The organism is Pseudomonas sp. ANT_J28 (assembly GCF_008370005.1).
Taxonomy (GTDB): domain Bacteria; phylum Pseudomonadota; class Gammaproteobacteria; order Pseudomonadales; family Pseudomonadaceae; genus Aquipseudomonas; species Aquipseudomonas frigoris.
The window spans coordinates 19,436-41,390 of the sequence record NZ_VOBM01000052.1 but is presented as its reverse complement, the minus strand read 5'-3'; the positions used below and the strand labels follow the sequence as shown (position 1 = coordinate 41,390).

Here is a 21,955-nt window from a genome sequence, read left to right as displayed (position 1 = left end):
CGCCAGCCATCTAATGGTCATGGCCGGAGCGGTCTCGCCCTCACACACGGCAAGACGCCTGGACGAGCTTCGCGGCAGCATTGGTGTGCTCTTTATAGTAAAACGCCCCAGGCCTGCGAGGCCTAGGGCGGTGAAGATGTCTAAAACCCGGTATCCGGTTAACCGCAAGGCTGCTCCGCTTAAGTGAACAGCATTGCCGAATCAATCGGAGCTTTTCCTTTCTCAGCCTTGCATCAGGCCTCGATAGCGCAACCGATCATCAGAAAATGTTGATCGGGTAATCCACGAACACACGCACTTCATTACCGCTGGAGTTGCACTCACTCGATTTCTGCGAGACACGCAGGATCGAGCTGCGCAGTTTCACGCTCAGGTCTTTGGCCGGGCCACTTTGCACGACGTATTTGAACTGGTTGAAGATTTCGCGCTCGGTACCGCCTTCGCTGGTGGAAGTGGTGATGTTGTCGCCGCGCACGTAGGCGAAGTTGTAGCTCAGGCCTGGAACACCGAAGGTGCTGAAGTCCAGGCCGTAGCCCAGTTGCCAGCTGCGTTCGTCTTCGGCGTTGAAGTCGGACAGTAGGAGTTCGCCAGGTAGATGGTGTTGCCGCCGTCGCCGATGCGACCTTGGTCTTTCTGGTAGCCGCCGTAGGGGTAGCCCAAGTTGCTGTCGCCGGTGCTGCGCTGGTGGACGAGCGTGAACGAGTGCGCGCCGGTGGCGAATGTGGCGGCCAGGCTCCAGATCTTGTTGTCGTCACCGGTCGCACCGCTTACGCGGACGTAGGAATCGTCCAGCTTGGTGCGATAGCCGTTGAAGTCCAGGGTCAGGGACTGATCCTTGTCGATCGGGAACACGTAGTTGGCGTTCACGTATTGCTTCTTCAGCACGTCTTCGACGTCGGAGGCGTACAGTGCAGCCTTGAACTGTTCGGTGAACTGGTAACTACCGCCCAACACGTTGATCGACTTCAGGCCACCGCTGTCACGGCCTTCAGCACTTTTGCGCGATTTGGCGGTGAAGCGACCGGCGTTCAGCTCCACGCCTTTGATCTCCTTGGAGGTGATCAGCGTGCCGGTGTAGCTTTCTGGCAACAGGCGGGAGTTGTCATAGTTCAACACCGGCAAAGTCGGCATCTGGTCGCCGTAGGTCAGGACAGTGCTGGATACGCGGAATTTTACCGTGCCACCGGCTTTGGCCAGGAGGTATAGGTGCCGATGGCAGCCTGACCCCATTCACGCTGGTCGTCGTTGCCGTGTTTTTTGTCGCGATTGATGTAGGCAGTGCGCAGCAGCACTTTCAGGCCGCTGTCTTCAACAAAACCCTTGGATTCGGCCTGGTCGTTAGCCATGACCAGTGTAGCGCCCAACATCCCCAGAACGATCAGGCTGATTCGCTTGTTCAACATTTTGTTCTTTTCCTTATGACCGGTTGATACGCGCTGTGTCGAACGGCTGAAACGGCGCTACCGCACTCTTTTTTCACCCCAAACAAAAAGGCCCGCACACGAAGAAAACGTGGCGGGCCTTTTTGTTATTTAAGGCGAAAGACGTCTAAGAAATCACTGGTCGACGTCAATGGGCGCAGCCGTTCAGGCCACAGGCTTGAAGCTCCGATGATGACGCTTGTGCGGGAAGCGACTGACTCAACCATGCCGTAAAGGCTTGCGGCTTGCCGAGCCATGGGCCGATATCGATCAAGGTGAATTGACCGTTGTGTTCCAGGGCGAAGGTCGGGAAACCCTGGCCGCCGACCTCGGCCAAGAATGCTCGACTGTCCTTGATGTGGCGATCGGTTTCAGCTTCGTTGAAAGCAGCCTGAAACGCTTGGAGTTCCAGACCGATAACTTGGGCGAGTTCAAACAGGACCGCTTCATCGGCAATGCGTCGACCTTCCTCGTAGTGAGCACTCTGCAAACGCCCCAGCAACTCCAGTCCTCGGCCGGCGATCTGCTCGGCTGCCAGCACCGCGGCAATCGGCGGTGCGGAATCGAACACCGCTGTCTCATCGCGCAGCAATCCTTCGAAATACGCCTCGCCGAACGGCTGGCCGGTGTACTCGGCGATACGCCGATCATGGGGTATCACGTAGTTGCGCAATTGTGGCGAGACTGTCTGGCGGTTGGCACCGGTCATCATCCCGCCGCCGTGGGCGATCACTGGCAAAACAGCCTGGGCGGCTTGCACCAGCGGTTTTGCGCCATAGCACCAGCCGCACAACGGGTCGTAAATGTAGTGAAGGATCATGGGAAGACTCCGGCAAAAGCGTAGGAAAACGAGATGCCGGCAGATTAGTCCTCCGCCCGTTTCTGAAAAACGCTGCAATGGCTTTCAGTCTGTTTCATGAATCGGTCGAATGGCCTCACGGCCCCACTGTAGCCATCTCGACACAATTCGAAATAATCAAACAGTGAAACCTTTCAAGAATAATTAACGGAAGTAAATAACAAGCATTACCATTCGCGCCATCGGATTTCTCCACCCTCTCGGATGCGCTTCAGATGCCTGCCCCCTTTCGCCTCACGCCCGTCACCCTTGGGCTTTCTGCATTTCTCTCTGCCGGTTTTACCTGCGCCGCCACCACCGTTTTACCCGAGACGTCGATCAGCGCCGAAGCTGAAGTCGATGACCCGCGCGTGAAAGAAACCAGCACCGCGACCCGCACCGCCACGCCGGTGCGCTACGTTCCACAAGCCATCGACTCGATCAAAACCGCGAACGTCGTGGATTACGGCACCAACGATCTGGGCACCGCGCTGAGCGGCATCCCCAATGTCAGCAGCGGCGCCGACACTCGCTTCGACAGCCTGCGCATCCGCGGTTTCGACGCCAGCAACGACTTCTACCTCGACGGCATCCGTGACGACAGCCAATACGTGCGCGATTTGCACAACATCGAACGCATCGAAGTCCTCAAAGGCCCGGCCGCTGTTTTGTATGGCCGTGGCAGTCAGGGCGGGATCGTCAATCGGGTCAGCAAACTTCCCGAATTCGGTCGTCGCTCGACCCTCGAGGCCCAGGGCGGCAGCGATGATTTGCGCAGCCTCTACGCCGACCTCAGCACCGACCCGAGCGAGAACATCAGCCTGCGCCTGAACATGGGCAACATGGACCAAAACAGCTTCCGCGACGGCGTGAGCGGCAATCGCCAACTGTTCGCTCCGTCGATGAGCTGGCAACTGACGCCGGACCTGAACTGGCTGATGCAGTACGAATACAGCCGCTACAACCGTACGCCGGATCGCGGCATCCCCGGTGTAAACGGACGCCCGGCGGACGTAGGACGGGATACGACCTACGGCAGCGAACACGATTTCATCGACGACAAGTCGCAATCCCTGCGCTCGAAACTCAGTTATGAGCTCAGCGACAACTGGCAGCTGCGCCACACATTGGGCGTGTTCAAGCTAAACAGCGATTTCGACAACACCTACCTGACGGGTTATACCCCGGCGACCAACAAGGTCACGCGCCAGCACTGGCAACAGGACCTGACCACCCGCAACGTCTACAACAACGTCGAACTGGAAGGCGGTTTCGACACATTCGGCCTTGAGCATCGTTTGCTGACCGGCGTCGAAATCGGCAGCCAGCGGCGCGACCCTACGTTGTACAACGCAGCCACCGGACGCGGGGCTCAGCCTGTACCTGCACTGGACCTGTACAACCCCGATCGCAATTTGCGCCATACCGGGCGGATGCAGGTCTCCAGCAGCACTCACACCGAAGTCGAAAGCCGTGCGGTGTACGTGCAGGATCAACTGCGCCTGAACGATCAATGGCAACTGCTGGCCGGCTTGCGTTACGACACCTTCGACATTGAGTCGACCAACAAGCTGCGGGACATTTCCGAAGATCGCGACAGCCATAGCACCAGCCCGGGTGTAGGACTGGTGTGGACGCCACTGCGGAATCATTCCTTCTACGCCTCCTGGACCAAGACGTTTTCGCCGGTCGGCGGTGGTTTGATCGGTATCGCCCCAGGGGCCGCCGGCAACAGCAATGACCTGAGTCCCGAGCTGACCAAGCAAAAGGAAATCGGGGTGAAGAGCGACTGGCTCGATGATCGCCTGAGTACCACGTTGGCGATCTACGAACTGGAACTCTACAACCGCCGTACCAGCGATCCGAATGATCCGACCGTCACCTTGATGACCGGCGTGCAACGTTCCCGCGGAGTCGAGTTGACTGGCACCGGCAAGATCGCCGGCAACTGGTATGTGCGCGGTGGTGTGGGTGTACAGGACGCGACGGTCGAGAAGGACAACAACGGCTTTGAAGGCAAACGCATCAGCAATGTGGCCAAGCACAACGGCAGCCTGTTCCTGACCTGGAAACCGGAAATGGGTTGGTATGCCGAAACCGGTCTGACCCTGGTGGGCCAGCGTTATGCCGACAACCTCAACACCACCGTCCTGCCGGGTTATGGCCGTTGGGATGCATTGGCCGGGTTCCGGCAGAAGGATTGGGATTTGCGCGCGGCGCTGAACAACATCAGCGACAAGACCTATTACTCGTCGGCCACCAGTGCGGCGCAGATTCAGCCGGGTGAACCTCGCAGCCTGGTCGTGACCGGAACCTACAGCTTCTAAACACCGCTCCCACATTGGGTCTGCAGTGATCACAAAAACCTTCGCCCATAAAAAAAGCGCCGCCATCCCGGCAGCGCTTTTACCAATCCGTTGTTTTTTCTTCTTATCCTTCCATCACATCCCACAACGCTTCCAGCTCCGCTTCGCTGAATAAATCAGCGGGGTAGCGTTCGATCATCATCCGGCGCGGATCAGGTTCTCTGATCTGACGCGTTCCATTGGACTTCAACCAGTGCGCCAGGACCTGGAGCGATTCGCTGTTTACTGCCAGGGGATGCAACGCCCGCTCGCTCACTACATTCATTTCGGCGTTCATTTCCGCGCTCTCTCCTGGTTTGTGAGCGGCTAACTTATCCAAGGTTTATGACAGAACATCGCAGTTCTCCCCCTCCCTGTTTTGCACCATGAGAGATACAAGAGCTGTGCCAAGGTTTCGTAACTGTCGACGAGTGGATACAAAAAAGCCCGCGGTCCTGAAGGACTGCGGGCTCTCTGCAAGGCGAGAAGGCAAAACGCTTGCCGAATCGATTCTGCAATCAACTCAAGCTGTTACAACCTCACTCACTCCTTGTGCGGTGCTGGCTGTTGTTGGGTAAGGCAGTGGATGTTACCGCCTCCCAGTAACAGTTCGCGGCCGGGCACCATCACCACTTCGTGCTGCGGGAACAGTGCCTGCAAAATCTCTTTTGCCGGGCCATCCAACGGGTCGTCAAAGCTTGGCGCGATGATGCCGCCGTTAACGATCAGAAAGTTCACGTAGGAACCGGCCAGACGCACGGTCGGATTACGTTCCTGAGTCCCGTCCACCGGATCAACACCAGCGCACTCTTCTTCGGTCGCATACAGTGGCCCCGGAATCGGCATCTTGTGCACCGTGAATGGGCGACCCTTGGCGTCGGTGCTGCTTTCCAGCACTCTCATTGCTGCCTGGCAGCGCGGGTAGTTCGGATCCTGCGGGTCATCGGTCCAGGCCAGCAACACTTCGCCCGGACGCACGTAGCAGCAGAAGTTATCCACATGGCCGTCGGTTTCGTCGTTGAACAAACCGTCCGGCAGCCAGATGATTTTATCCACAGCCAGATTGGCGCGGAGCACCGCTTCGATTTCTGCACGGTTCATGTGCGGGTTGCGATTGCGGTTAAGCAGGCATTCTTCGGTGGTGATCAGCGTGCCTTCGCCATCGACGTGGATCGAACCGCCTTCGAGCACGAAGCCCTCGGTGCGGTAGCGCTGGCTGCGCTCGATCTCGAGGATCTTGCCGCCCACCTGCGAATCGCGATTCCACGGCGAGTAAAGCCCCCCGTCGAAACCGCCCCAGGAGTTGAAGTCCCAATTCACACCACGGACTTCGCCACCGTTATTGATGACAAACGTCGGACCAGTGTCGCGAACCCAGGCGTCGTCGCTGGACATCTCCACCACACGAATATTCGGCACGTCCAGACGGGCACGGGCGTTTTCGTATTGGCCGGCGGAAACCGCCACGGTCACCGGTTCGAAGCGGGCAATGGCTTTGGCCACCGCGACGTGCGCGGCCTGCGCCGGTTTGCCACCCAGGCGCCAGTTGTCCGGGCGCTCGGGCCAGATCATCCAGGTCTGGGTTTGCGGCGCCCATTCGGCTGGCATGTAAAAGCCATCAGCGCGAGGGGTGCTGTTCAAAGTGGTCATAGCGATCAGGACTCCAGGGAACCGTCGAGGGTCTTTAGTGTGCCATACAGGTTCGGGCGACGATCACGGAACGAACCCCACGCGCTGCGGATGTGCTCCAGCTCATCGAGGTCGAAGCTTTGAACCAGCACGCCTTCTTCGGTCTTGTCGAGCTCCTGAACCTTCTCGCCGAACTGGTTGGCGATGAACGACGAGCCGTAGAACGTAATGTCGTAGCCGTCCTGCTCTTCGTTGCCGATGCGGTTGCTGGCGATCAGCGGCATCAGGTTGGCGCCGGCATGGCCTTGTTGCACGCGCTGCCAGTGATCACGGGACGAAATGGTCTTGTCGTGTGGCTCGCTGCCGATTGCGGTCGGGTAGAACAGGATTTCCGCGCCCAGCAACGCCATGCTGCGGGCACATTCCGGGAACCACTGGTCCCAGCAGATACCCACACCGATTTTCGCGTAACGGGTGTTCCAGACTTTGAAACCGGTATCGCCCGGATTGAAGTAATACTTTTCGTGGTAGCCAGGGCCGTCCGGGATATGGCTTTTACGATAAATCCCGAGGTTGCTGCCGTCTGCATCGATAATCGCGATGCTGTTGAAACGCGCGCGGCCCGCCAGTTCGTAGAAGCTGATCGGCAGAACCACTTGCAGCTCTTTGGCGATTTTCTGGAAGTGCTTGATGGCGACGTTGTCTTCAACGGTCGTGGCCAGCTGCAGGTAATCCGGGTTTGGCTTCTGGCAAAAGTACGGAGCCTCGAACAGTTCCTGGATCAGGATGATCTGCGCGCCTTTCGCCGCGGCCTCACGGACCAGCCGCTCAGCGGTCTCGATGTTGGCTTCAAGGTCCCAGGAACAGGCCATCTGGGTGGCGGCGACGGTAACGATACGGCTCATGAATCATCTCCGGGGCAATTGCTTGAGGGTCGAAGGTGGCATCGACCGATGACAGAAAGAAGAATGACGACTTTATAGCCGATAAAAATCGGCTTTAAAAGCGATAAATATCCATTCCGTCTAAAACAACGCACTAACACTCGATAATAATCGGACTTAGCGCGATCCCCTGTGGGAGCGGGCTTGCTCGCGAAGGCGGTTGATCACTCAACATTGATGTCGACTGAAACGACGCTTTCGCGAGCAAGCCCGCTCCCACATTAGTCCGTGTACATCGAGAAATACCGTTTACAACCCTTCATCCAAAACCTGCGACAGCATGTCCACGAAGAAATCCACGCTCTGACGCGAAGTCACCATCGGCGGTTTGATCTTGAGGATGTTCAGGTAATCGCCAGTCGGCTGCATGAAGATTCCCAACTCGCGCAATCGATCACACAGCGCCGTGGTTTCTTCGGTTGCCGGTTCCAGGGTTTCGCGATTGCGGATCAACTCGACGCCCAGATAGAAGCCGGAACCATGCACCGCGCCCACCAGCGGATGAATATCGATCAGCGCTTCAAGCCGTTCCTTGAAATACCCGCCAACGACCTGAGCGTTTTCCCAGAGCTTTTCTTCTTCCATCACATCCAGCACCGCCATGCCAATCTGGCAACTGACCGGGCTGCCGCCGGCCGACGAGAAGAAGTAACCCTCGGCCTCTAGCGCTTCGGCGATTTCCCGGCGAGTGATCACTGCGCCCAGCGGCTGACCGTTGCCCATTCCTTTGGCCATGGTGATGATGTCTGGCACCACGCCCTGCTCTTCGAAACCCCAGAAAAAGTTGCCCATGCGGCCGTAACCGACCTGCACTTCATCGGCGATGCAGACACCGCCCTGAGCGCGAACCAGGGCATAAACCTGCTTCAAATACCCTGGCGGCAGCGAGATACCGCCGGCATTGCCATACACCGGCTCGCAGATGAAACCGGCCAGTTGACGTTTCTGCTCGGCAATTTTCGCCAGGTTGTGTTCGACGCGGCGCACGTAGTCCGGCGCGCTGCCTGGTCCACGGAATTCGCCGCGATAAGTATTCGGCGCGGTGACTGGATGCACCCAGTCCGGACGGCTGCTCAAAGCCTTCGGGTTGTCGGCAATCGAGGTCGAGACTGCGTCCGCGCCCACTGTCCAGCCGTGATAGGCCTCTAGCACGCTGAGCATGTCGCGACCGCCGCTGTAGGCCCATGCCAGGCGGATTGCCAGGTCGTTGGCCTCGCTGCCGCTGTTGACCAGGAACACTCGGTCCATGGAGTCCGGCGACAGTTTCAGCAAACGCTCGGAAAACTCGGCAATCGCTGCGTAGTTAAAACGCGAGTTGGTATTGAGCAGCGACCACTGACGACCGGCGACCGCGGCCATGCGCGGATGACCGTGGCCAAGCACCGCGACGTTGTTGAGCATGTCGAGGTAGGAGCGGCCTTGCATGTCGATCAGGTGATTACGCCAGCCGCGTTCGATGCGCGGCGGGTCGACGTAATAATGTTTTTGGGAACGAGCGAAACTCGCATCGCGACGGGCAAGCAATGTCTGCGGATCGAGTTCTTCTTCAGCGTCACAGGCCAGTCCCAGTAGCGCCGCCGGTGACGGGCACAACGCTTGCCAGGCAGCCGCGCGGGACGGCGTGCAAAACAACGGCGCCGTGAACGAAGCGACCCGGCACAACTGCACGATCAACGGCCCGCTGACCGAACCCAGCACCTGGCCTTTGACCAGCGCTACGCCGGTGTGCAGCGATGGCGTCACGCCCCACAACCGCACGCTCAGTTGCGGGCCATCCAATTGCAGCACGCCTGCCGCCGGCTGATGCACCACCCCGGCAAACGGCGATTCGACCGCCGTGCCGTGGGGCACTCGCAATTCGACGTGCAATGGGCACGTGTCCGGCTCAGTGGCGCTGTCCGGCCGGGTGCGGGACAAGCGATATTGCCCATAACGACTGGCTGCCAGACCATGAGCCGCAGCAGCTTCGGTCAGCAGTCGTTGATCGATCCCCTCCTGCTCCCAGTTGCCGGCCTCGAAATGCGGACTGAGCACGCCCAGATCGATCAACGCAAACTCACGCCCGACCAGGCTCGGTAGTAGCGGCGCGAAGCCTTCGCTGCCGATGCTCGGCAGGTTCTGGCCGACCGAGGTCAGGATCGCCGCTTCCATCAACGCCAACGGCACCGATGTGGCGACGCGGAAAATCTCCCACTCGTGGGTGAGGTTGTCGCGACTGTATGCGTTGCCAGGATCGATGCTGACCTGCTGTTCGCCGCTGAGCACCAACACCGCTGCACGGGCGACGATCAGTGGCCAGAGCGCCAGTAGCTCTTCATGCGTGAGCGGATTGACAGCGTGATAGGCCTGAATCGCCGGTAAAATGTAGAACGGATCGCCATCGGCGTGGTGCAGCAGTGCCGCGCAGGTCACCGACAGATCAGTGATGCGCCAGGTACGAACCAGGTCGCCGAAATCGATCACCCCCTGCAATTGCCACTGGCGTTGCGAATCTCGCTGCCACACCACGTTGTCGTCGGTGATGTCCATGTGAATCGCCTGTACCGGCAGCTTATCCACAAGCGGCTGCAAATGACGTTCGGCCTGCTCAGCCGCATCGGCGATCAACCGGCGTTGCTGGTCATCCTTGATGACCGGCAGCAAATGGGCGATCAACGCGTTGGCGTGGCGGGCGTCCCATTGAAGGGTGCGCTCGAGGCCCGGATGGTCGAAACCGGCCAGCGCCAGATCCATTTCACCGCAGAGCCGACCGAAACCGGCCACCACTGGACCGGGCAGATGATCCAGGTGTGTGAGCGACTGGCCTTCGATGTAATCGAGCAGGCGCACATGCACCGGTTGGCCACCGACTTCCAGGGAGAGAAGGTCTGCACCGTTTTTGGCGGGAATCACTCGTGGCACATGCACATCGGGGTGTTCACCCAAATGCTTGAGCCCGGCGTGCTGGGCGTGCAGCTCCAGCGCCGAGTAGTCGCCACGACAGATTTTCAGGACAAAACGCCCCTGGTCGCTGTCGACCCGATAGTTAAGATCCTGCTGGCTGCCGAGGGCCTGCAACCTTCCACTCAGGCCGTAATGTCCCTTCAGCAGCTCAAGCGCTTGCTCCGCAGACACTTGCGGGCTGGGCAAACTGGCGCGATGAATCAACGTGGCGAGTGGCATACAACGACCCCTGAAATTTTATTAGTCGCTTATATCGCCACTGCTTGGGGCGATACGCAACCCCCTTCGCCTGCCTGAAACCCACCCGAGGCTCGACAGAATCAGTAAACGAATCAGGAAAAAACACACTCCACTCGCACCGGCCGTCACTTTGCGCAAGAATGACGCCCATCAACGCCTATTGCTGGAGAAAGACCATGAAAGTAGTCACCACCGACCTTCCCGGTGTTCTGATCATCGAACCCAAGGTATTTGGTGACGAGCGTGGTTTCTTCTATGAAAGCTTCAATGCCAAGGCTTTCAAAGAAGCGACTGGCCTGGAGACGAATTTCGTTCAAGACAACCATTCCCGCTCGCAAAAAGGCGTACTGCGCGGCCTGCATTACCAACTGGAAAACACTCAGGGCAAACTGGTGCGCGTCACAGCGGGTGAAGTACTCGACGTGGCGGTGGACATTCGCCGCAGCTCGCCACATTTCGGCAAATGGGTGGCCGTGCGTCTGTCCGCCGAGAACCATCGCCAACTCTGGGTCCCGGAGGGTTTCGCCCACGGTTTTGTGGTGCTGAGCGAGTTCGCCGAATTTCTCTACAAAACTACCGACTACTACACACCGTCCGCCGAGCGCAGCATTCGCTGGGACGACCCGGACCTCGCCATCGATTGGCAACTGGATGAAGCACCGCAACTGTCCGGTAAAGATCAGGCTGCCGCGTTCTTCAAGGACGCTGACGTCTTTTCCTGAAACACCGTCTGAATCTTCACCGCGCAAGCGTGCCTGACCCATGGCGCGCAGACTGCGCCCTCAAGCCTAGGCATAATGCGCCTGTACCCACAGGCGCCCGATGCTCATGAATCCAACCCTCCCCCGCAGACCCCGCTGGCGCAGCCTGGCCCTGCTCGCACTGTGCCTGGCGCCATTGCTGTGGCCCCTGGAGCATCTGGCCGAGCGTTACTATCGCAGCGAACTGGCCGGGCAGAACCGTCAGACCCTCGACCTTTACGTCGCCAACCTGCTGGGTACCCTGCACCGTTATGAAGTGTTGCCGCAAATCCTCGGCGATCTGCCGGCCCTGCGAGCCGTCCTCGGCGCGCCCGACGATGGCGTCACCCAAGGCAACGCCAATCGCTTGTTGAAAAACATCAGTGCCCAGACCGGCGCCGAAGTCATGTACCTGATGGACACTACGGGCAAGACTCTGGCCGCGTCCAACTGGGACAAACACGACAGTTTCGTCGGGCGTAATTTTTCCTTCCGGCCGTATTTCAGCGAAGCCATGGCCGGACGGCTTGGGCGTTTTTTCGGTTTGGGCACGACATCGGCCAAGCGTGGCTATTTCTTCGCCGCCGCCGTGCGTAACGGCGAAAAGATCATCGGCGTGCTGGTGGTCAAGGTCGACCTGGACCACACCGAAAGCCTCTGGGGCAAAACCCCGGAACAACTGCTGCTGACCGACCATAACGGCGTGGTCATTCTCACGTCGCGGCCCGAGTGGCGATTCCGCTCAACCCGCCCGTTGAGCGAAGAGGAAAGCAAGGCGATCACCGCGATTCAACCCTATCCGACCCGCGATCCCAAACCATTGCGCCTCAACCCCAACGCCTGGCTGACACAAACTCAGCCCATCGCAGAAACCGGGTGGAACGTCAGCATCCTCGCCCCACGCACCCTGATCGATCGCCCGGTACGCACGGTCGTCGCCATCGGCGGCGCGACGTTGTTGGTGTTGATGTTGCTGCTGGGTCTGATGATGCAGCGACGCCGGCATTACCTTGATCGAATCGCCTTCGAAGCCAAGGCCCGTCGCGAGCTGGAAGGCCGGGTAGCCGAGCGGACCAGCGACCTCGAAGGCCTCAACCGTCGACTGAAACAGGAAGTGCTGGAACGCGAACAGGCCCAGCAAGAGCTGGTTCGCGCTCAGGATGATCTGGTGCAGGCCGGCAAACTGTCGGCCCTTGGCACCATGTCGGCGAGCATCAGCCACGAATTGAATCAACCGCTGGCGGCGATCCGCAGCTACGCGGAAAACGCCGAAGTGCTGCTCGACCATCAGCGCACCGACGATGCGCGCGGCAACCTCAAGCTGATCAGCGAACTGACCGGGCGAATGGCCTCGATCATCGCCCACCTGCGCGCCTTCGCCCGGCGCGATCGCCACGCCCCGGAAAGCGTCGCCCTCCAACCTGCGCTGGACGACGCGCTGGCGCTGCTGGCCAAGCGTCGACGCAGCATGGAAGTCGAGCTGATCCGCGACTTGCCGGCCGCCACCCTGTGGGTCGAGGCCGGGGAAACCCGTCTGCGTCAGGTACTGGGCAATCTGTTGGCCAACGCCTTGGACGCCCTGACGGAAAAAGGCCCGCCGCGTAAGCTCTGGTTGAGTGCCCAATCCACTGCCGACGGCGTCAATCTTTACATTCGCGACAATGGCCCCGGGTTCTGCCTGGAGGCACTTGGCCGCGCCAGCGAGCCCTTCTACACCACCAAGACCCGCACTCAGGGGCTTGGGTTAGGGCTGGCGATTTGCGAAACCCTGATGCGTGCCTTCGGTGGTGAACTGTCGTTCGCCAACCACAAGGAAGGCGGCGCCCTGATTACCCTGAAGCTGCGTGCAGGCGCACCGGGTGTGAGCCTGCAACCGTCCGAGGACCGAAGTGCATGACCATCGACAACCGCATCCAGGTCGTGCTGATCGACGACGACCCGCACCTGCGTCAAGCCCTGAGCCAGACCCTGGACCTCGCCGGCCTGAAAATTCTGCCACTGGCCGAAGCCAAGGGTCTGGCCGCGCAACTGGAACGCGACTGGCCCGGCGTGGTGGTCAGTGACATCCGCATGCCGGGCATGGACGGTCTCGAATTGCTGACTGAACTGCATGCCCAGGATCCGGAACTGCCGGTGCTGCTGATTACCGGTCACGGCGATGTGCCGCTGGCCGTGCAAGCCATGCGCGCCGGGGCTTATGACTTTTTGGAAAAACCCTTTGCCAGCGACGCCCTGCTCGACAGCGTGCGCCGCGCCCTGGCCCTGCGCCGGCTGGTGCTGGACAACCGCAGCCTGCGTCTGGCCCTGAGCGATCGCAATGAGCTGAGCACCCGACTGGTTGGGCAATCGGCGCCGATGCTGCGCCTGCGCGAGCAGATCGGTGCATTGGCAGCGACCAAGGCCGATGTGCTGATCCTTGGCGAAACCGGCGCCGGTAAAGAAGTTGTCGCACGTGCGTTGCACGATCTGTCCAGCCGTCGTAACGGTCCGTTTGTGGCGATCAATGCCGGCGCCCTGGCCGAGTCGGTAGTAGAAAGCGAGCTGTTCGGTCACGAGCCAGGCGCCTTTACCGGCGCGCAAAAGCGCCGCATCGGCAAGTTCGAATTCGCCAATGGCGGTACGTTGTTCCTCGATGAAATCGAAAGCATGAGCCTGGATGTGCAGGTGAAGTTGCTGCGTTTGCTGCAAGAGCGGGTGGTCGAGCGCTTGGGCGGTAATCAGCTGATCCCGTTGGACATCCGCATCATCGCCGCGACCAAGGAAGACCTGCGTCAATCCGCCGATCAGGGCCGCTTCCGTGCCGACTTGTATTACCGCCTGAACGTCGCACCGCTGCGTATTCCACCGCTGCGCGAGCGTGGCGAAGATGCGCTGATGCTGTTCCAGCATTTTGCCGATGAAGCCAGCGCTCGCCACGGCCTACCACCCCACGAGTTGCAACCGGGACAACGCGCCCTCCTGCTGCGCCACACCTGGCCGGGTAACGTGCGGGAATTGCAGAACGCCGCCGAACGCTTTGCCCTGGGCCTGGAACTGGCCTTGGACCACAACGCGCCGAATGGCGCTGTCGGCATGACGGTAGAAGTGGTCAGTGGCGGTCTCAGCGAACAAGTGGAAAACTTCGAGAAGAGTTTGATCGCTGCCGAACTGGCGCGTTCTCACAGCTCGGTGCGCAGCCTCGCCGAAGCCCTTGGCATCCCACGCAAGACCTTGCACGACAAACTGCGCAAGCACGGGCTGAACTTCGCCGACGGTGGCAGCAGCCACACCGACGAACTCGATTGAGCTACCGTCAATTCATCATCTTCAAACAAGAGATCCGTGCATGAACCGCGACAGCCGTCATCTGGAATCAGTCCTCCATCGCGACATTCCCCTGACGCGGGACATGGGCCTCAAGGTGCTCGATTGGCACGACCAGCAACTGCGCCTGCACTTGCCGCTGGAGGCCAACGTCAATCATAAAAGCACCATGTTCGGCGGCAGCCTGTATTGCGGCGCCGTGCTGGCCGGTTGGGGTTGGCTGCATTTGCGTTTGCGTGAAGAAGGGGTTGAAGGCGGGCACATCGTGATTCAGGAAGGACAGATCAGCTATCCGCTGCCAGTAACCATGGACGCGACAGCGATTTGCCATGCGCCGAGTGCGGCGGTTTGGAAGAAGTTTTTGGCGATGTATGCGCGGTATGGACGAGCGCGGTTGACACTGCATTCTCGGATCGTAAATACGGACAGTAATGACGATGCCGTGAAGTTTACTGGGCAGTACGTACTCCACCGCTAACGCAAAAGATCTTTACGCCCGCGCCAACGCCAGCAGTTTTTCGCGCCAGGCAGCCTTCGCCGGCAGCGCCAAAAAAAACTCATTCAACAACGACTCCCGCGCCGGATAACAAAACGGCGCACCACTCAAATCCAGCACCTCACCGCCCGCTCCTTCCAGCACGCCTTGTGCCGCCGCCGTGTCCCACTGCGAAGTCGGCGCCAACCGCGGATAACAATCCGCCGCCCCTTCCGCCAACAAGCAGAACTTCAGCGAACTGCCGATATTGGCCAATTGCAGCTCACCCAGACTGTCGCTCAACCCGGCCAGCAGGCGCTCCTGCTCAGGACTTGTATGCCGACGACTGGCGACCACGGTAAACGCTTCACCCTCAGCAGGAACCTCGCGAACCAGAATCGGCAAAGGCTCCGCGTCTTTATCGCCACGCCACGCGCCCAGACCCGCACCACCGACGTAGAAGCGCCCGTTGGTCGGCATCGACACCACGCCAAACACCACTCGCCCCTGCTCGATCAGCGCGATGTTGACGGTAAATTCTTCGCTACCGGAAATGAATTCCTTGGTTCCGTCCAGCGGGTCCACCAGCCACCAACGCTGCCACCCGGCGCGCACGCTCTGGGGAATGTTGGCGTCTTCTTCGGACAGCACCGGGATGCTCGGGTCCAGCGCCGTCAGCCCGGCCAGGATCACATGGTGAGCGGCCATGTCGGCGGCCGTCACCGGAGAATCATCGGGTTTTGCAGTCACGGCGACGTTGGCACGCCAAAACGGCAGAATCGCCTCACCGGCTTTCAGCGCCAGTTCAACAACAGGCGCCATCAACGGATGGGGGAAAATCATGGCTGGAACACTCCACGCTGAGTCAGTAGATCACGGGCCAGATACAGTGCTGCCAATGCACGGCCCTCGGTGAATCGCGGGTTCTGGGCCAGGGCCGACAACTCACGCAGGTTGATTTTGTCCACGCCCATCGGCTCGGGCTCATCGCCTTCAAGGCTTTCTTCGTACAAATCGGTGGCCAACACCACCTGGATCTTCTGGCTCATGTAACCGGGCGACAACGACAACTCAGTCAAATGCTCCAGTTGCCGCGCGCCGTACCCGGCCTCTTCCTTGAGCTCCCGCTCGGCCGCCGCCAGCACGTCCTCGCCCGGCTCGATCAAGCCTTTAGGCAAGGACAGCTCGTATTCATCGGTGCCGCCGCAATACTCTTCAACCAGCACCGCGTGGTCCGCATCCAGCATCGCCACGATCATCACCGCGCCATAACCGGCACCCTTGCCCACCAGTCGCTCATAGGTTCGCTCCACGCCATTGGAAAAGCGCAACTTCAGCTCTTCGACGCAGAACAAGCGGCTGGTGGCGACGATCTCGCGGGCGAGGATGGTGGGTTTCTGGCGCATGAGCGGCTCCTTGGCGATAGCGCGTTACTATACCCGGCCTATCCTGATTGTTTACCTCGGATATCTTTTTTACCGCTGGAGAAGTTTTTTATGTCCCTGCTGCCCTGGCGCGACATCGACACCGTTCTGCTGGATATGGACGGCACCCTGCTGGACCTGCACTACGACAACCATTTCTGGATGGAGCACCTGCCCCAGCGTTACGCCGAATTGCACGGGGTGAGCCGGGCCATGGCCGAGTTGGAACTGCAGCCGCTGTTCGAACGCAACGCTGGCCAGCTGCAGTGGTATTGCCTGGACTTCTGGAGCGCCGAGCTCAAACTGCCGGTGCGCGAACTGAAACTGGAAACCGCGCACCTGATCGCCTTGCGACCGGACGCGGATACCTTTCTGGCCGCTATCAAACAGGCCGGCAAGCGCGTGGTGCTGATCACCAATGCACACCGCGATTCGCTGTCATTGAAGCTGGAAAGAATCGAACTGGCGCCGTACTTCGAACGGTTGATCAGCTCTCATGATTACGGTTTCGCCAAGGAAAACCCGCAGTTCTGGGATGCTCTGCAGGCGGACATCGGCTTCGACCCGGCGCGCAGCCTGTTTATCGACGATACGTTGCCGATCCTGCGTAGCGCGCGGAATTTTGGGGTGGCGCACTTGTTGGCCGTGCGTGAGCCGGACAGCCGCAAAGGGCCGAAGGACACGGCGGAGTTTGCGGCGGTGGGGGATTATCGGGAGTTGATCGAAGGGCTTTAGACCGAGTCGCCTGCTTCGCGAGCAAGCCCGCTCTCACATTAGAATTCCAGCGAACACAAAATGTGTGCGCGACGAAGATCAAATGTGTGGGCTTGCCCGCGAAGGCCATCACACGGTCCTGAGGCTTACTCAGGAATCCGCAACGACTGCCCCGGATAGATCTTGTTTACGTCCTTGAGCATCGGTTTGTTGGCATCGAAGATTTTTTGATATTTGTTGGCATCGCCATACACGCGCAAGGAAATCGCGCTGAGGGTGTCGCCTTTCACGACCGTTACAAACTTCGCGGCCACAGCCACCGGCCCGGTCACGGTGATCTGGTCATCAACGCTACCAACACCGGCAATATTGCCCACCGCCAGCAGGATTTTTTCCTTCTCTTCCTGACTGCCGACTTCGCCGGTCACGGTGACTTTGTCACCATCCACCGTCGCCTGCACATTCGGTTTACCCAGGCCGACCTTGCTGATGTGTTCCTTCAACTGCTCGCTGGCATTGGCGTTGCCTGGCGTCAGCAGATCGATAAGTTTTTCGCCTGCTTCTTTCACAAAGCTAAAAATACTCATGGTGCACTCTCCTTGGGTTTTGGGTTGCAGACGCAAAAGCCTAGACCAAGGCTGTCACCTGCGGTTCCAACCCGACCAATGACGCCGCTTCCCCCCAAGCGCTAGAATCCGAACCTTCCCGCGCCCTGGAGCGAAGATGGACATCAAGCAACTGAAATTCCTCATCGCCCTCGACGAAACCCGGCATTTCGGCCAGGCCGCTGCGCGTTGTCACATCACCCAGCCGACCCTGTCCATGCGCCTGCGCAGCCTCGAAGAAGAACTCGAGTTGCCGCTGGTCAATCGCGGTCAGCGCTTTGAAAGTTTTACCGCGCCGGGTGAACGGGTGCTGGCGTGGGCGCGCACCGTGCTGGCGGCCTACGACGGCTTGCAGGCCGAGGCAGCTGCCTGTCGTGGCAATCTGGTCGGTACGTTGCGTCTGGGCGTGGTGCCGCTGTCGAGTTTCGATCCGCTGCCGCTGATGCAACGCTTGCACACCGAACACCCGAACCTGCGCTTCGAACTTTCGGCCCTGAGTTCCGAACAGATCCTCGAACAACTGGCAAACAATCGCCTGGACCTCGGTGTTTCGTACCTGGAGCGACTGGACGGCGAACGCTTCGATTCCCTGGCGTTCAGCGAAACCCGCATGGGCCTGCTCTACGATCAGCGCTTCTTCAGTTTCGGCGAGGCGCCGCTGAGTTGGGAGTCGCTGATCGAGCTGCCGCTGGGCATGCTCACCAGCGGTATGCATTTTCGCCAGTCTATCGACCACAATTTCCACAGTCGTGGCCTCACCCCACAGCCATTACTGCAAACCGATGCCGTCCACCAATTGTTACAAGCGGTGCACGGCGGATTCTGCTGCGCCGTGATGCCGCTGGACGGAGGCCTGGAAAAACTCACCGATCATTTGCGCCTGCAACCCATCGAAAATGCTCAAACCCTCGCCCGGCTGGGGCTGATCATGCGTCGCAGCGCCCCGCGTTCGGCGCTCGCGGAAGCCTGTTTCGCGATTCTTCAGCAATCACTACCGAGTTCTTGATCGACGCCATCTATCGGTAGATCAGTATTAGCGATTAGACGCGACAAGTTGACGCGCCTAGGCTTAAAGCAGCCTAAACCGTCGGTGATACCTCATGAACGCCAAGCGCCCTGCCTGCGCGGCGCCAGCCCTCGAAACGCCAGCGCCCGCCGCAAGCCAGACATACAGTTATTGCGACCTTCAAGACACCGAATCAGCCAGCACCGCGCTGGCCGAAGAAGTCGCGTTGGCGATCGCTTATAACGGCATCAGTCAGGCGGTCATGTTGGTGACGCCGACGGACCTTGAAGACTTCATCGTCGGCTTCAGCCTCGGCAGCGGCATCATCGAAGACGCCTGCGATATCTATGACCTGCAACTCAGCGGCTCGGGGTCAGCGCAATACGCGCAAGTGACCATCGCCAATCGCGCCTTCTGGAACCTCAAGCAACAGCGTCGGCAAATGGCTGGCACCAGCGGTTGCGGGCTCTGCGGTGTGGAGGCGGTGGAGCAGGCATTGCCAGACCTCAAGATCCTGCCCGGCGCACCCTTGCCGCCCGCCGAATGGCTCGATGGTTTGCGTCAGCGCATCGGTGCGTTTCAGCCGCTTGGCCAGTACTCCGGCGCGGTGCACGCCGCCGTGTTTATGAACAGTCAGGGCCAATTGCTGCTGGGCCGCGAAGACATCGGCCGACACAACGCCCTCGATAAGCTGATTGGCGGACTGATTCGCCAGAAGATCCCGACCACCGGCGGGCTGGCGATTGTCACCAGCCGTTGCAGTCTCGAATTGATCCAGAAAGTGTTGCGCGCAGGTATCCAGACCCTGATCAGCCTGTCGTCGCCCACGGGCCTTGCCGTGCAATGGGCCCGTCGTCACAACCTCAATCTCATCCACCTGCCGCAGAAAAGTGCGCCGCGGGTCTACAGCCCTGCGACGGAGAACCAAGCGTGAGTCAACATCGTCAAGCCGACCAGAAACCCGTCCCCCGCTACAAGCCCTACAAAGGCCCGGCCGGTGGCTGGGGCGCGCTGGCCAGCGTTGCCCGGGCCTGGTTGACCAGCGACAACGCGCTGAAAAACCTGCGCATGATGCTCAAGACCAACAAGAACGGCGGGTTCGACTGCCCCGGTTGCGCCTGGGGCGACTCCAACGAAGCCGGCATGGTGGCGTTCTGCGAGAACGGCGCCAAAGCGGTGAACTGGGAAGCGACCAAACGCCGTGTCGACGGTGCGTTCTTTGCCAAACACAGCATCAGCTCGTTGCTGGAACAGAGCGACTATTGGCTGGAGTATCAGGGCCGCCTGACCGAGCCACTGCGCTACGACGCCGAGACCGATCGCTACAAGCCGATCAGTTGGGAAGCTGCGTTCTCCTTGATCGCCAAACATTTGCAGGGCCTATCGAGCCCGAATCAAGCCGAATTCTACACCTCGGGCCGCGCCAGCAACGAAGCGGCGTACCTGTATCAATTGTTCGTGCGTGCCTACGGCACCAATAACTTCCCCGATTGCTCGAACATGTGCCACGAGGCCAGCGGTGTGGCCATGGCGCAAAGTGTCGGCGTCGGCAAAGGCACCGTCACCTTCGACGACTTCGAACACGCCGACGCGATTTTTGTCTGGGGCCAGAACCCGGGCACCAACCACCCGCGGATGCTCGAACCGCTGCGCGAAGCGGTGAAACGCGGCGCTCAGGTGGTTTGCATCAACCCTTTGAAGGAGCGCGGCCTGGAACGCTTTCAGCACCCGCAACACCCGATCGAAATGCTCACCAACGGCGACAAGCCGACCAACACCGCGTACTTCCGTCCGGCATTGGGCGGCGACATGGCAATCATGCGCGGCATGGCCAAATTCCTGCTGCAGTGGGAGCGTGACGCACAGAAGGCGGGTGAGCCTGCCGTATTCGATCACGACTTCCTCAACGAACACAGTGTCAACGTGCTGGAATACCTGGGCATCGTCGACGACACCTCGTGGGAGCAGATCGTCGAACAATCCGGACTGACGCGGGTTGAAATCGAGCAAGCGGCGCGGATGTACGCCAAAGGCAAGAACGTGATCATGTGCTGGGCGATGGGCATCACACAGCATCGCCATTCGGTGGCGACCATCCAGGAAATCGCCAACCTGATGTTGCTGCGCGGCAACATCGGCCGGCCCGGCGCCGGTCTGTGCCCGGTGCGAGGCCACAGTAACGTGCAGGGCGACCGGACCATGGGCATCAACGAGCGTCCGCCAGTGGCGTTCCTCGACGCCCTGGAGCGTCGCTTCAAGTTCAAGGTGCCGCGTGAAAACGGTCACAACGTGGTCGAGGCGATCCATGCCATGGCCGACGGCCGCGCGAAAGTCTTTATCGGGCTGGGCGGCAACTTCGCCCAAGCCACCCCGGACAGCTCACGGACCTTCCAGGCCCTGAGCAACTGCGACCTGACCGTGCAAATAAGCACCAAGCTCAACCGCAGCCATTTGGCACACGGTAAAGAGGCGCTGATCCTGCCGTGCCTGGGCCGCACCGACATCGACATCCAGACCGAAGGCCCGCAAGCGGTGACCGTCGAAGACTCGTTCAGCATGGTTCACGCCTCCAACGGCCAGTTGCAGCCGCTGTCGAACCAGATGCGCTCGGAGCCGTCGATCATTGCCGGCATCGCCGCCGCGACCCTGGGCAGCAAACCGGTGGACTGGAACTGGCTGGTGGCCGATTACCGGCGCATCCGCGAGCTGATCGCCGACACCATTGCGGGTTTCAAGGACTTCAACGAGAAGATCCAGAACCCGGGCGGGTTCTACCTCGGCAGCAGCGCCGGTGCTCGCCGCTGGAATACCGCGTCGGGGCGTGCCAATTTCCGTCCGAACATCCTGCCTAAAGATCTGGTGCACGAACGCACTCGCGCCACCGGCGTATTGCCGGACCTGATCATGCAGTCGATGCGTTCCCATGATCAGTACAACACCACCATTTATGGTCTCGACGACCGTTATCGCGGGGTGAAAGGTCAGCGTGATGTGTTGTTCGTCAACGAAGCCGACATCATTCGCCTGGGGTTCAAGCCGGGGCAAAAGGCTGACATCGTTTCGATCTGGGATGATGGCCGTGAGCGTCGGGTGAAGGGCTTTACGCTGCTGGCGTTTGATATCCCTGCCGGGCAAGCGGCGGCTTACTACCCGGAAGTCAATCCGCTGGTGCCGCTGGAAAGCATCGGGGATGGCAGCCATACGCCGACATCGAAGTTTGTGGCGATCCGGCTGGAAGCGGCGAGTGCGACTGGGTTGATTATGGCGAAGTCGGCCTGAGCCCGAGCTGCATTCCCACGCGGAGCGTCGATCACACTTTTCCATCGCC

General features: G+C 59.9%; 18 protein-coding genes and 2 pseudogenes. 10 read left to right on the top strand and 10 right to left on the bottom strand.

The annotated features are described in order from the left end of the window. Nucleotides 1-187 (top strand): annotated as a pseudogene (locus FQ187_RS26615) (IS4 family transposase); the annotation flags it as partial. 72 nt (nt 188-259) lie between these two features. Here the strand turns inward: FQ187_RS26615 and FQ187_RS26610 are convergent. The 3 genes and pseudogenes from FQ187_RS26610 to FQ187_RS26605 all read right to left on the bottom strand — a co-directional run bounded on the left by FQ187_RS26610 (nt 260) and on the right by FQ187_RS26605 (nt 2,241). Then, nucleotides 260-1,230: pseudogene (locus FQ187_RS26610) on the bottom strand (OprD family outer membrane porin). After that, a complete protein-coding gene (locus FQ187_RS30600; protein WP_256667453.1) occupies nt 1,173-1,403 on the bottom strand; it encodes an OprD family outer membrane porin in 231 nt (76 codons plus the stop codon). Before FQ187_RS30600 ends, FQ187_RS26610 begins: the two are co-directional and overlap by 58 nt. A 166-nt stretch (nt 1,404-1,569) precedes the next feature. Next, nucleotides 1,570-2,241: a DsbA family protein gene (locus tag FQ187_RS26605; protein ID WP_149631750.1), complete on the bottom strand. Its 672-nt coding sequence runs from the start codon at nt 2,239-2,241 to the stop codon at nt 1,570-1,572. Between the two features lie 254 nt (nt 2,242-2,495). Between FQ187_RS26605 and FQ187_RS26600 the strand changes: the two genes are divergently transcribed. Beyond that, nucleotides 2,496-4,586, top strand: coding sequence for a TonB-dependent siderophore receptor (locus FQ187_RS26600; protein ID WP_149631749.1), 2,091 nt, complete (start codon nt 2,496-2,498; stop codon nt 4,584-4,586). A 103-nt stretch (nt 4,587-4,689) separates the two neighbouring features. Here FQ187_RS26600 and FQ187_RS26595 read toward each other — a convergent pair whose 3' ends face one another. The 4 genes from FQ187_RS26595 to FQ187_RS26580 all read right to left on the bottom strand — a co-directional run bounded on the left by FQ187_RS26595 (nt 4,690) and on the right by FQ187_RS26580 (nt 10,339). Next, complete coding sequence (locus FQ187_RS26595; RefSeq protein WP_149631748.1) at nt 4,690-4,902, bottom strand: hypothetical protein; 213 nt, start codon at nt 4,900-4,902, stop codon at nt 4,690-4,692. A 245-nt stretch (nt 4,903-5,147) separates the two neighbouring features. Beyond that, nucleotides 5,148-6,254 (bottom strand): agmatine deiminase, encoded by a 1,107-nt coding sequence (aguA, locus tag FQ187_RS26590; RefSeq protein ID WP_149631747.1) that lies wholly within the window; start codon nt 6,252-6,254, stop codon nt 5,148-5,150. A gap of 5 nt (nt 6,255-6,259) precedes the next feature. Continuing rightward, nucleotides 6,260-7,138, bottom strand: a complete 879-nt coding sequence (gene aguB / locus FQ187_RS26585; protein ID WP_149631746.1) for an N-carbamoylputrescine amidase — start codon at nt 7,136-7,138, stop codon at nt 6,260-6,262. A gap of 288 nt (nt 7,139-7,426) precedes the next feature. Continuing rightward, nucleotides 7,427-10,339 (bottom strand): aminotransferase, encoded by a 2,913-nt coding sequence (locus FQ187_RS26580; RefSeq protein ID WP_149631745.1) that lies wholly within the window; start codon nt 10,337-10,339, stop codon nt 7,427-7,429. A gap of 197 nt (nt 10,340-10,536) precedes the next feature. On the opposite strand from FQ187_RS26580, the gene rfbC reads away from it, so the two are divergent. From rfbC to FQ187_RS26560, 4 genes are all read left to right on the top strand, one after another. Further along, the gene (gene rfbC / locus FQ187_RS26575; protein ID WP_149631744.1) at nt 10,537-11,082 is read left to right on the top strand and encodes a dTDP-4-dehydrorhamnose 3,5-epimerase; all 546 of its coding nucleotides are present in this window, start codon (nt 10,537-10,539) and stop codon (nt 11,080-11,082) included. Between the two features lie 106 nt (nt 11,083-11,188). Continuing rightward, entirely contained in the window at nt 11,189-12,997 is a 1,809-nt protein-coding gene (locus FQ187_RS26570; protein ID WP_149631743.1) for an ATP-binding protein, read from the top strand. Beyond that, nucleotides 12,994-14,385, top strand: coding sequence for a sigma-54 dependent transcriptional regulator (locus FQ187_RS26565; protein WP_149631742.1), 1,392 nt, complete (start codon nt 12,994-12,996; stop codon nt 14,383-14,385). Before FQ187_RS26570 ends, FQ187_RS26565 begins: the two co-directional genes overlap by 4 nt. A gap of 40 nt (nt 14,386-14,425) precedes the next feature. Next, entirely contained in the window at nt 14,426-14,881 is a 456-nt protein-coding gene (locus FQ187_RS26560) for a thioesterase domain-containing protein (RefSeq protein WP_149631741.1), read from the top strand. A 12-nt stretch (nt 14,882-14,893) separates the two neighbouring features. Here FQ187_RS26560 and cysQ read toward each other — a convergent pair whose 3' ends face one another. Both cysQ and nudE read right to left on the bottom strand, forming a co-directional pair. Continuing rightward, nucleotides 14,894-15,721, bottom strand: coding sequence for a 3'(2'),5'-bisphosphate nucleotidase CysQ (cysQ, locus tag FQ187_RS26555; protein WP_149631740.1), 828 nt, complete (start codon nt 15,719-15,721; stop codon nt 14,894-14,896). Continuing rightward, the gene (gene nudE / locus FQ187_RS26550) at nt 15,718-16,284 is read right to left on the bottom strand and encodes an ADP compounds hydrolase NudE (protein WP_033058385.1); all 567 of its coding nucleotides are present in this window, start codon (nt 16,282-16,284) and stop codon (nt 15,718-15,720) included. The genes cysQ and nudE overlap by 4 nt, the downstream gene beginning before the upstream one ends. Before the next feature lie 90 nt (nt 16,285-16,374). Between nudE and yrfG the strand changes: the two genes are divergently transcribed. Further along, entirely contained in the window at nt 16,375-17,037 is a 663-nt protein-coding gene (yrfG, locus tag FQ187_RS26545; RefSeq protein WP_149631739.1) for a GMP/IMP nucleotidase, read from the top strand. Between the two features lie 125 nt (nt 17,038-17,162). On the opposite strand, the gene lysM is transcribed toward yrfG, so the two are convergent. Further along, nucleotides 17,163-17,603, bottom strand: a complete 441-nt coding sequence (gene lysM, locus FQ187_RS26540; protein ID WP_149631738.1) for a peptidoglycan-binding protein LysM — start codon at nt 17,601-17,603, stop codon at nt 17,163-17,165. 136 nt (nt 17,604-17,739) lie between these two features. Here lysM and FQ187_RS26535 point away from each other — a divergent pair, with 136 nt between their 5' ends. The 3 genes from FQ187_RS26535 to FQ187_RS26525 all read left to right on the top strand — a co-directional run bounded on the left by FQ187_RS26535 (nt 17,740) and on the right by FQ187_RS26525 (nt 21,906). Continuing rightward, a complete protein-coding gene (locus tag FQ187_RS26535) occupies nt 17,740-18,627 on the top strand; it encodes a LysR family transcriptional regulator (protein ID WP_149631737.1) in 888 nt (295 codons plus the stop codon). A 94-nt stretch (nt 18,628-18,721) separates the two neighbouring features. Beyond that, nucleotides 18,722-19,561, top strand: a complete 840-nt coding sequence (gene fdhD / locus FQ187_RS26530; RefSeq protein ID WP_149631736.1) for a formate dehydrogenase accessory sulfurtransferase FdhD — start codon at nt 18,722-18,724, stop codon at nt 19,559-19,561. Next, complete coding sequence (locus FQ187_RS26525) at nt 19,558-21,906, top strand: FdhF/YdeP family oxidoreductase (RefSeq protein ID WP_149631735.1); 2,349 nt, start codon at nt 19,558-19,560, stop codon at nt 21,904-21,906. The genes fdhD and FQ187_RS26525 overlap by 4 nt, the downstream gene beginning before the upstream one ends. Nucleotides 21,907-21,955 lie beyond the last annotated feature (49 nt).